This is a genomic window from Arenibacter algicola, from assembly GCF_018860365.1.
Taxonomy (GTDB): Bacteria; Bacteroidota; Bacteroidia; order Flavobacteriales; family Flavobacteriaceae; genus Arenibacter; species Arenibacter algicola_B.
On the sequence record NZ_JAHKPO010000003.1, the window covers coordinates 869161 to 881293 of the forward strand.

Consider the following 12133-nt stretch of genomic DNA (forward strand, 5'->3'; position numbering starts at 1 on the left):
TAAATTCCAAAATCAATAATATGATCTACACTTATTTTTTTAATACTGGAATAATTTAGACCATAAGTTAAAGATTTACCACAGACTCTGTTTCCTTGCATTCCAATAAAAGTTTGCTCAATTCCAGTACTGTTTGGGGATTGCTCTCCCATAAATTGGTGGTTTCATATGGGTCGGTGGACAAATCATACAGCTCACCTTTGGTTTTCTCGGCGCTTTTGCCAACCTTAGGGCCATCTCCTTCCGTTTCCCCTTCTATAAATTTCCATTTGCCCTTCCTAATGGCAAATTTACCTGCATAGGAATGAAAAATTCTTATTTGTTTGTCCTTGTCATGAATCTTTTCACCAAAGAAGGCGGGTAGTATGTTGTAGCTGTCTTCCCCTCCTGTAGATGTTGCTCCGGTAAGTTTGGAAAAGGTTGCGAACATATCCGTTAAGCTAATTACTTGCCCACTTGTAGTTCCCTTTTTTATACGGTCTGGCCAACGGGCTATAAAGGGAACACGGTGGCCTCCTTCCCATATGCTTCCTTTGTATCCTTTAAAATTACCGGCAGAAAGATGGCCATTGGCTCCCTTTCTAGGGCCGTTGTCACTGGTAACTATAACTAGGGTGTTTTTTGAGAGATTGTATTGGTCCAAGGTCTCCATTATTTTCCCAACACTCCAATCAACTACGGTTACCAAATCGCCTCGTGGACCTTCTTCGCTCTTTCCTTTTGCAAATTCGGGGGGTAAAAAAGGGATATGGGGAGACGACAGGGCGAGATAAAGAAAAAATGGTTTTTTGTTATTGGCCTTTTGGGTTTTATCAATAAATTCAGTGGCCTTTTGGGTAAATTCCAAGTCTACGTTTTCTTCGGACCAATTAGGGGCCATCAGTCCTTTTACCACCCCTGGAAGCTGGTCCAATGAGTCCGGAATTAATACGGATGGAATACCTACGGTGTGTTTGTTTTCGATAAAAGTATAAGGGGGGTCGCTAGTGGAACATCCGAAGGTGCCAAAGAAGTAATCAAAACCCAAATCGAGTGGTCCCCCGGAAACCGGTTTGGTGAAATCTATATTCTCTTCGTTCTCCCGGACAACACCCGAATATTCTTCCGACTCGTTTAAGTCGTCCTGCAGGCTGTACCCATTTTTTGTTTGCCAATTCAATCCTACATGCCATTTTCCTATTCCGGCGGAAGTATATCCCTTTTCTTTAAGTAAGGAAGCAAGGGTCATTCTGTCTTCTTCTATCAAGGGAGACTCATCATATCCAAGTAAAACAGCTTTTTTTAATCTGGTTCTCCAGGAATAACGCCCTGTCAAAAGGCCATATCGGGAAGGGGAACAAACAGCTGACGGACTGTGGGCATCAGTGAACATAATACCTTCAGAGGCAAGTTTGTCCATATTTGGGGTTGGTATGGCAGTTTGGGGGTTGTAACTACCAACGTCTCCATATCCCATATCATCGGCCATGATAAATACTATATTTGGTAATTCCTCGGTTGGCTCCTTTGACTGATTGGAATTATTGCAGGCAAATATCATTGCTGAAATCAGGAATAGGGCAAATATTTTAAAGGGAAAACGTGCTCCTATTTTTTCTGTGTATTCTTCAATGTTCATAATAGGGGTTATTTTTTTGTTGGAGATATGGTGGCCGGACGAAATTCGGTTAATCCCTCTTCTTTTATAGTCCTTTCAACATCTTCAATTTTGGATGGAACAAAGGCGCTTAAATTTTCAACCCCGTTCTTGGTTACAACTACAACATCTTCTATGCGAATATAGAGTTGTTCCTCTGGGATGGGAAACATGGGGTCTATGGTGAAAACCATCCCGGGTTGAAGCGGTATATTATGGACATTCCCAACATCGTGTACGGCCATTCCAACGGGATGTTGAAAATGGGCAGTGGATAATATAGCCTTTTCAACGGCTTTCAAATGCGAAGGTTTTGCAAATGTTTTGCCGATGAGGTATTGTTTCATATCGGCAGAGGCAAGCTCCAGTACTTCCTTCGAGGTAACTCCTGGTTTAATATATTTTAATAAGGCATCCCTGTAGGCGACGACAAAATTATATAGTGCGCTCTGTGCCTTGTCGAATTTTCCATTTACCGGCCATATGCGTGTAACATCGCTGGTGTAATAATGGTAATCCGGAGCATAATCCATAAGGACAAGATCCCCATTGTTCAGTATATCGGTTTTGCGGTAGTAATGTCCCATACTGGCATTGGTGCCACCACCAATAATGGAAGCGTACCCATCACCTCTTGCACCATTTAAGTGAAAAATATATTTTGCTGCGGCATCCAATTGATATTCGTAAATACCGGGATTTGTAGATCTCATGGCTTCCATTATACCTAGACCTGCTATCTGTGTGGATCTCCGAATTACCTCTATTTCCTTTTGGCTTTTGATGATCCTCATGGAATCCAAAATGGGGGAGAGGTCGCTAATGATAAATTGAGGGAAACGTTCATTTAACAGTCCTTTTAATCTAGCCTCACGTGAGGGGCGGCCATCCCAGGGGTCTGATGAGATCCGGGCTTGGCTAGCCAGTAGTTGGTCTCGACTGTCAGTACCTGTTTCGGCAGGGCTTAAGGGGATAAAGAGTTTGGGTGCTGGTGGTCTAATTAAGCCGCTGCGCAACAGATCTGCGGATAAAAATTCTATTCCTTTTACGAAATTGACCCCAGTAAGTTGTTTAACCAAATCGGCATCTTCAGCAGATAGGGTTTTGCCTTCGTTGTTGTCCTTGCCCTTATCTTGATGGGGCAGGTAAAGTGTGGAGGTTCTGTTAGCCCCATTAAGCAGTAAATAGGAATGAGCGGTCTCAATACCACATAAGTAGTAAAAATTATTGGATTGTCTAAAGACACCAAAGGTAGCGGAACCAGCGGAGCCCTGAACAAGTGCTATGGCGTTGTCGCCTATCTTATCAAAAATGATTTCTCTGCGTTGGGTAAAATCTTCGGCAGAGAAATCAGTTCGAAAAGTGGGTTTGTTTTGGGCAAAACCAAGATGGGTATAAATGACTATTAAAAGAAGCGATAAAAGAATCGCTATTTTATTATTTTTTTTAAATCTGACGTTCATAATTTATCCCTTTTTATCAATGGTCGTTTGTTCGACCTAATCCATTTTGATTGCGTTTCTTAAGACGGTATTTAGGGTCGATTAGAAAATTCCTTATATCTGACCGTAGCGGTGGCAAGACCATCGCGGCTTACTGAAATACAATTATTTCGTCTTTTTTAATTTCTTTTTAGGCCCAAAAAACAACTAGAATTATAGGGGTCTTATTCTGCCTATCATGAAAGTTCATTTAAAGGAACTCCTATCTTGCCTTTATGGCTGACGGGTTGGATTGGACGTATCTCTTCCTTTCCAGATTCTTTTCTTCCGAATATTTTGCTGTCTTATTTCTTAATTCACTTAGAATTTTGGAGCCCTCGTATTCACTTATTAGATTGTGCATTTCCTGTGGGTCGTTCTTTAAATTGAACAGTTGTTCAAATTCTGGTTTTTTGCCTTTAAAATCTACATCTTTCTCTTCCCAACTCCATTGATGGTGTCCATACATTCTTATGTATTTCCAATCGCCCATTCTTATGCCTTCGCTAAAAGGGGTGTCCCTACCAGTAAACAGGCTTTCAAGAAAAAGTTCTTTTCTCCATTCCTTTTCAGTGCCATTTATTAATGGTATAAGACTTCTGCCCTGCATGTTGGCAGGAGGTTCTATTCCGGCATAGTCTAGAATTGTAGTGGTAATATCAAGACTGGAAACTAAATTGTCAACTGTAATTCCTTTTTTATTTTTGGGTAGTCTAGGGTCATAAATAAAACATGGTATCTTCTCTACCATATCGTACAGAAGTGCTTTTCCTGACATTCCATATTCTCCCATTAAAAGTCCATGGTCGCTGGCAAAAATAATAATGGTGTTATCGCTCAACCCCTTTTTTTTCAGGGATTTCATCAAATCTCCGATTACCTTGTCCATCCCCGATATTTGCTGATAATATCGTATATAATGTTCCTTACAGGATTCTCTGCTATAATCGTAAATATAGGTGCCCGTGGCCCTTCCTTTACTTTGGTCCAACATTCTTTTGGGAATGTTTACATAGGGATCTGTACCTGTTTCAGCGGGAATAGTTATATTCTTATCCCTATACATGGTGTCATAAAAAGGTCTGCCTTTCAATTTTGGATACTCATTTGCAGGAATCCTGCCTTTTGCGGCCAATTCGTTATCCGGGTACATGGAAACTATTTGGCTACCATGTGGAACCGAAAAACTGACCGATAGGCTGAAGGGTTTGTCCCCGGGAATTGAATCAAGGAATTCCTCAATTTTTTCACCCATAATAGGAGTGATAATATCTTCTTTGGAATCGGCATATTCTTTACAGTTCTCGAGTTCTTTTGGCCAAAATTCCGACCATCCGTCATGAGCGCTCCAAAAGTCAAATTTTTCGGAAGCCTTACCTTTAAAGGTGTAATATTCAACCCCAAACTTGCCAACAAACCCAGAATAGTATCCATTGGACCTAAGGAGTTGTGGGTATGTTTGCATCCATTGGTCCTCCGTTAATTGGAACTTAGTGGAAAAGCCAACACCGTGGATCCGTTCATACATTCCGGTAAAGAAAGATACTCTACTGGGACTGCAAACTGGAGCGGCAATATAGGTGTTTTTAAATCTGACTCCCTTTTTTATTAATTTATCCGCATTAGGCGTTTTTAATACAGGATGCCCCATGGCGCCAAAAGTATTATCCCGTTGATCATCACTTAAGAGAAAGATAATGTTGGGCTTCTTCTTTATTTGATCTTCTAGTTCGTTCTTTTTAAAAGAAACGCTATTGATCCATAATATAACCAGTCCAATAGATAATATTAAGGGTATAATTTTATTAAACTTCATTATTAAGGATTTTGTAATCTGATAATTTTAAGCACTGTAAGACGATTATCCACTAATTTAAAAAGAGTAGCAGAGATAAAAATCTGCTGCTACTCTTTACTAACTCAATTCTTTGAAAAACTCAAATCAATTCAACTTGTATAATTCATTTTTATATGGTTGCAATGTCATCAAAACATTGCCTCTAGGGATTTATGATTAATCAACATCCCACCAAACTCCGGCGCCAAATTTTTCCTCTATGATTCCCGGTTGCGCACTTATAGCTCCATTATATCCGTCTGGATTGGATATGGCTTCACTATGTGGGTAAGGCTTTCTAACTATAGTGCCTTTTCCTGGATACAAGGTTTCTACGGGTTCTGTTGTAGCTACATAAACCGGGAAGCCTGTGCGGCGTACTTCTGCCCAACCTTGGTTGCCGTCAGGATACAAAGCGCACCATTTCTGTTCACCGATCAATTCACGTTGGTCTGTTCCGCCATTGAAATCTACAAGTGGTTCGGAAAGATAGGTCCCAACTTCCAATCCATACTCTTCAAAACTGGCAGTAATAGCGGCTTCATAGGCCTCTTGTGCCGTCATTCCTACATTCCAGCCATTTAGAGCGGCTTCCGCAAGAATAAAAAGTACTTCTGAATATCTCATAATTCTAGTTGGTGAATCGGCTGAGCGAAATTCGGCCACTCCCATTATGGATAGATCCGGGGTGTTCTGCCCTAGGGTTCCAAGGGGAAGTCCTACATATTCACCGCTAGTGGCAGCTGGATCGGCATATACAGCAAGCCTGCCTAAATCGTTTCTTGTTTTAAGGAAATCTACCATATAGGCCGAAGTAACATTCTCTTGTTTGGCAGCTTGGGTAGGATCCATATAGTACGGGCTACGATAGGTGGCATCCTCTGGAAGCCAATACTTAAAGGCGGCACTTTCGTTGGAGTCTATGATAGGATAGGTGCTAGGGTCTGCCATAATCTCCTCTATACCGCTTTTGGCCGTAGTTGGGTCTATCAGGGACATACGCATATAAACACGTAATAATAAGGAGTTGGTGAATTTTTTCCACATGGTCATATCACCATCAAATATAACATCTGCGGAGCCCATACTTTCAGAGGTGTCTATCATTGCGTTGGCAGCCTTCAATTGTGCAATAATATCCGTGTATATGCTCTGCTGCGAATCATATTTAGGGTATATGTTAGGGTTTTCGCTATCATCTGCCATAAGGGCTTCGGAATAGGGAATATCTCCATACCAATCCGTCATGTTTTGAAAGGCATAGGCTTTCATTACTTGAGCTACGGCAATTGCATTGTTATCCCCGGCCTCTTCAGCTAGTTTAATGGCTACCTGTAAATTCTTTAGGTGTCCACTATAAACATTGAAATTTGTTCCAGCACCAGTCTGCTCATAACGGTCGTTTTGAACATATACATCCCGCACATTGTATCTAGCCCAACTTACCTCAAAATTTAGTATTGGATTGTAAGTTTTGACAATACTGATTTCCGCATCGGTAATCATTGTTTTATAAGGTACAGATGTCAGGTCATTTGGGCTGGTGTTCATTTCTTCAAAATCCTCGGTACAGCCATAGGTCAAGGAACTTAGAATAATTGCTGATAATAATTTTATATTTATGTTCATCTCATCTTTAGTTTAAGATTACAATTAATTAATTTAGTTTTTAGAATGTAATTTTTGCCCTGAATCCGATATTTCTAGCCGATGGATTGGATGCGAATTCCGATCCCTGAGAGGATAAACTGGCATCCTTATTGGATACCTCTGGGTCAAAATTTTCATTTTTCTTGTAAAGTAAAGCAAGGTTTCTTCCGAAAATAGAAAGATCCATACCCTTAAGGCCAATTTTACTGACCAATGTTTTGGGTAGTGAATAGGATAAGGTAATCTGTCTTAATTTCACATAAGAAGCATCATATAGCCATCTTTCTGCCCTAGCAAAGGAATTCCATCTAAAACCGTCCAAATCTTTGTATACGTTATTTGGAGTTCCGTCTTCGAATACCCCATCAAAAAGGTATCCGCCTCCGTCTGCTAGTGGATCCCTGACATCTACGCCGTTAGGGTTTAGACCTACTGTACTGGTCAAGGCACCTGTGGCCCAGCCATCTTGATTGGTTCTTGAATATACATCACCGCCCATTTTGGCATCTATAAGTACGCTTAAATTGATATTCTTATAAGTAAAGGAATTGTTAAGTCCACCTATCCAGTCCGGCATAAGGTTCCCTAATTTCTTTATCTCACTTGTAAGTGGCACGCCATTGGCATCTACAATGGGTTTTCCGTTTTCATGATATACGAAACCTTTTCCCCACATATCACCATAAGAACCTCCAACATCTGCTACTACATTAATTTGATTACCTTCCGTTTTGAACAGTTCCAAGCGTTCGATGTCGCCATTTAAAGCAATAATTTCACTTGTGTTTGTGCCGTAATTAGCAGTTAAGTCCCATGAGAAATTGTTTGTTTGGATAGGGGTTGCGTTCAAAACTATTTCAACACCCTTGTTGTCTACCTGACCGGCATTAATAACTTGTGTGTTATATCCGGAAGTAGGGGATACAGGAGCGCTCAAAATTTGATTTTTTGCAACCGAGTTATAAAGGGTTACATCAATTCCCAATCTATTGTTGAAGAATTTTAGATCCAATCCAAGTTCCTTGGAAGTAATAAGCTCATTTACCAGATCGGCAGGCGGCATGGCGCTGCTTAGGCTAAAGGCTGGGTTTTCTCCATAAGGTGTAGCGGCACTATAGGTGGCGTTTAATCTATATGGATCCGTATCGTTTCCAACTTGCGCTACACTTAATCTAACCTTACCAAAACTAAGTATGTTTCTATTTGTTTTAAAGGTTTCAGAGAATATCCAACTTGTAGTAGCAGAGGGATAGAAGTAGGAGTTGTTACTACTAGGCAAAGTAGACGACCAATCATTTCTACCGGTCAAATCTAAATATACCTGGCTCTTATAACCAAGAGAAAGGGAGGCGAAGGCACTTTGAATTTCCTTTTCCCTTTGGTAGAAAGTGGTAGTCGGTGTTTCCTTGGCATTGGACAACGAATATATATTGGGTACCACCAATCTATCTACGGATGAAGTTTGTAGTCTATATTGGTTGTTCATGATATTGGCACCCAAGTTGGCGTTCAATGATATGTCATCTGTGATGTTCTTAACGGCAGAAAGCAATACATCTGCATTTATTTCCTGTCTAAAGTAATTGCTTACACCGTATCTTCCTTCTGGGTCATTGTTACCGTAATATGCTCTTATAAGTTCCACTTGTTCATTGGAATAATCAATACCCGCCCTAGTAGATAGGCTTAACCAGTCGTTAAATTGATATTTAAGGGAGCTGGAACCAATAAGTCTGTTTTTGGTCTGTGGGTTTAAGTTTTTATACTGTATCCAATAAGGGTTATTATGCCATCTGTTGATCCAGCTAATTTGGGTTCCATCGGGATTTTCTATGTTATTTTTCATATAGTCCCAATCCACTTGCCTTGCTGTCCATATGGTCTGCATACCAATGTTGTTAAAAGTATAACCTGCTCCGTTCAAGTTGCCATTGGAATTGATATAGGAACCTTTGGCTTCAAATGAAAGCTTATCCGTTAAATTGGTATTACCGGAAAAATTAATGGTATTCTTAACTTGGTTGGTGTTTGGTACCATACCGGTTTGATCCGAGTTGGTTATGGAAAGTCGCATATTCCCCCAATCACCGCCATTGGTCAAGGCAACATTGGTAATTCTTGTAATTCCGGTTTCATAAAAGTTCTTTATGTTGTTGGGGTGTGAAATCCAAGGAGTTGGTGTACGTTCTCCGGTTACCGGGTCAACGGGCGAGTCAAATTGAGGTAGTGAAAGGATTTCCCCAGGGGTTTGTGGAAAACCGGCCTCTACTGCCCAGTATAATTTTCCACCAGGAGCAATATCTTCGGCTTGGACCGTATAATCCAAACGGGGACCAAAACTTTCATCTACACCGTCATTTTTTCCTCCGTTCAATCCGTCTTCATACCAAAATTGTTGTCCACCACCCTGGCCGTATTCATTTTGGTAATCAGGAAGTAAAAATGGGCTGCTAAGGGTAACGGTATTCTCTACTGCTACAGAGAATCCTTTTCCTTTTCCAGTTTTAGTGGTGATCAATACAACTCCATTGGCTCCTCTGGAACCGTAAAGTGCAGCAGCGTTTCCACCTTTTAGAATGGTCATTTCGGCAATATCTGAGGGGTTGATGTCCGCCGCACCGTTACCCATATCCGTAAAGTCGTAACCTCCACGTGTACTGGATACAATGGTATTGTCTATTGGTATTCCATCTACAACGAACAGGGGTTGGTTATTACCTGTAAGGGATTGGTTTCCTCGAATCGTTATTCTCGAAGAAGCTCCTACGTTACCATTTGAATTGTTAATTAAAACCCCGGCCGACTTTCCGGCCAAAGCGTTAATGACATTGGTTTCAGAGGTGTTTTTAATGTCGTCACCGGAAAGTTCCTGAACCGCATATCCAAGAGCCTTTTTCTCCCTTGTAATACCTAGCGCCGTTACTACTACTTCTTCCAATTGGGAAGCATCCTCTTCTAGGGTCACGGAAATGCTGGATTGTCCGGATACACTTATTTCCTTGTTGACGAATCCTAAATATGAAACTACCAATACTGCGTTTGGATTGGATACAGAAATTGAGAACTCCCCATCAAAATCCGTTTGGGTACCGTTGGTGGTTCCTTTTTCCAATATGTTGGCTCCAGGTAAAGGAAGGCCATTATTATCTAAAACTACCCCTGTAATTTGTTGTTGGGGGTTGCTCTGTTCACTGGAATAGGTTGAGGTCTTGAGGCTTGTTGCCGCGTTGAGAACGTTTGTTTCCGAAGCGTAATTGCTACTGGGAAAAGCCACCATTGCACCTAGCAAAAGAGTTAAGGACGGCTTTATGACCATGTCAAATTTAAACTTCCGGGGTAATTCTTGCCTAAGCTTGGTTTTTTTTGTCATACCATAAAATGTTTAATGTTAGATAATGTTCTGTTGTTGTCAGTTAGATTCGCTGCATTACAGCATTGTTTGGGTTTAATGGGGTTTTAGTTAAATACTTAGGCCAATGTTTAAGAGTTATGGCTTAATACGTCCTTTAAGGTGGAAGGTCATATTACCTTCATAAGAGGGAACAAATTAAACCGTTATTGCTCCTTATTGCAGTTTGGTGTCAATAAAAATTAAAACCTTATTAAACCTGTGTTAATAATAGTGTAAATTTAAATTATATATGCAAACAAAATAGGCGGTATCTTAGCGTATTGGTGTACTATATTAACAAAAGGTTAAGAAGGTGCTGTGTGGTGTGAAGTACCTGGAAATAGCGTATATTTTGGAATATCGAAACTTGACTTTCAATATTTGCTTTATGTAAAATTTATTGGGGCAAAACTTTGAATAATGTAAAAAGTTTTGCCCCTTGCAAATTTATGAGAGTAAATGGTTGTTGGTCTGTGCCGAGAATTCTGACAGCAGTGTGAATGCTATATCAGCAGGATTTATAGGATACTTTTCCGGGAACCGATTTGTTGTGCTGAAGGGCAGCTTCAATTTTTTTGGCTGTCTTTGTTATGGCCAAACCTCCTAGTCCGGTGCATCTCAAGGTGTGTGGAATGGCATCTCCAACTCTTTTCATGGTTTCTATTACTTCATCAAGCGGAATAACCTGGTCGTAATCGGATAGTGCCATGTTGGCGCAAGAGATTGCTGTTGAGGAGGCCATCACGTTTCTGTTCAGGCATGGAGCTTCAACCCTGTCGGCTACGGTGTCGCAAATTAAACCTAAGGAACTTTGTAGAGCCATGGAGGCGGCTGCAAGGGACTGGGATAGGGTTCCGTCCTTTAAAACTACTACTCCAGCGGCCGCCATTCCTGAGGCAGATCCGCATTCCCCCATACAACCCCCAACTTCGGCCGAAAATGTGGCGTGGGCCGTTATGAATACTCCAATTAATCCTGCGGCCAGCATGGCTTGTATCATTTGGTCCCTGGAAAATCCTAAAGTAGTAGCGGTGCCTATAATAGTTCCGGGCAAGGCACCGCAGGAGCCTGCGGTAGGGGCTGCCACTATAACGCCCATGGAGCTTTTTATTTCCATCATGGATGAGGTGAACATAATAGAGTTGTTCAAAACATCACCTGGAATAAGTTTCTTTTCTTCCTTATTTTTTTTGAAGATGAGGGATTGACTTCCTAATATACGGTCTTTGTAATGGGTTCCTTTAAGGCCAAGTTTAATGGAATTTTCCATGATGTCCACTATGCGTCCCATTTTGTCCATAACCTCCTCCTTGGTGATGTTCCCCCTTTGGCTTTCATAGTCGGCAGCCAACTCCCAAAGATTAAGGTTTTTGTCCTTGTTGTATTCCAGTAGCTCTTCCACTGTAATAAATGGTACAGAAAGGTTTTTTCTTGATTTTATTGGGAGTACGGGGTCAAGGGTCCGTATTTTTAAAGGTACTTCCAACTTGGAGACTTCTTGTAGAAGTTTTTGTTGATCCACTTCGTTGGATTGGACCAAGATGAATTTAGCGGAACCGGAATGTAGCGATGCTTCTCCTAGATTCATTTTTGAAATGGACTCCAAAAGGTCTGGAGCGGAATCACTATAAATCAAGGTCAGGTTAAAATCGCCCATCAGGGATACCGGACTTTGGTCTATTTCAATAATTTCGATCATACCGCCACCGGTAGAGAGGCCAATAACTTGGTGTGTCTCGGTCTTGTTTTTTAAAGTGATTTTATAGGTGTTGGGATGGTCGGCACCTATGGGGTGAATGTCTATATCTATTTTGATTCCGGCATTCTTAATGTGCATTTCATAATCCTTAAGCCGCTCATCGTCGGCATCCCAGCCCAATAGTCCGCCAAAAAGCCCCATATCAGAGCCTTGTCCGGAGTGGGTCGTGGCCAAAGATCCATTGGGGTCAAATTCTATATATACCTCCTCAATGATATTGTTCATTAAATCCCGGCAAATTCGTCCTATCCTTAGTGCTGCTGCACAATGCGAACTGGATGGCCCCCTCATTACCGGGCCTATTACGTCATTAAAAATACTGGGATATGTTTTCATAGATATAATTATATAAGATCTTAATGTGAATGGTAATTTTATG

At 41.0% G+C, this 12133-nt stretch carries 6 protein-coding genes; all 6 read right to left on the reverse strand.

Annotation, left to right across the window (positions count from 1 at the left end):
- Positions 1-67: 67 nt before the first annotated feature.
- The 6 genes from KO529_RS05300 to KO529_RS05325 all read right to left on the reverse strand — a co-directional run bounded on the left by KO529_RS05300 (position 68) and on the right by KO529_RS05325 (position 12090).
- Positions 68-1618 carry a sulfatase family protein gene (locus KO529_RS05300; protein ID WP_215946855.1) on the reverse strand — a complete coding sequence of 517 codons (1551 nt, stop codon included), beginning with the start codon at positions 1616-1618 and terminating at the stop codon, positions 68-70.
- An 8-nt stretch (positions 1619-1626) separates the two neighbouring features.
- Positions 1627-3099: an aminopeptidase P N-terminal domain-containing protein gene (locus KO529_RS05305; protein WP_215946856.1), complete on the reverse strand. Its 1473-nt coding sequence runs from the start codon at positions 3097-3099 to the stop codon at positions 1627-1629.
- 241 nt (positions 3100-3340) lie between these two features.
- Positions 3341-4933 (reverse strand): sulfatase-like hydrolase/transferase, encoded by a 1593-nt coding sequence (locus tag KO529_RS05310; RefSeq protein WP_215946857.1) that lies wholly within the window; start codon positions 4931-4933, stop codon positions 3341-3343.
- Between the two features lie 198 nt (positions 4934-5131).
- On the reverse strand, positions 5132-6583 hold the full coding sequence (locus KO529_RS05315) for a SusD/RagB family nutrient-binding outer membrane lipoprotein (protein ID WP_215946858.1): 1452 nt from the start codon (positions 6581-6583) through the stop codon (positions 5132-5134).
- A 40-nt stretch (positions 6584-6623) separates the two neighbouring features.
- Positions 6624-9974: a SusC/RagA family TonB-linked outer membrane protein gene (locus tag KO529_RS05320; RefSeq protein ID WP_215946859.1), complete on the reverse strand. Its 3351-nt coding sequence runs from the start codon at positions 9972-9974 to the stop codon at positions 6624-6626.
- A gap of 529 nt (positions 9975-10503) precedes the next feature.
- Positions 10504-12090, reverse strand: coding sequence for an L-serine ammonia-lyase, iron-sulfur-dependent, subunit alpha (locus tag KO529_RS05325; RefSeq protein WP_215946860.1), 1587 nt, complete (start codon positions 12088-12090; stop codon positions 10504-10506).
- Between the last annotated feature and the right edge of the window lie 43 nt (positions 12091-12133).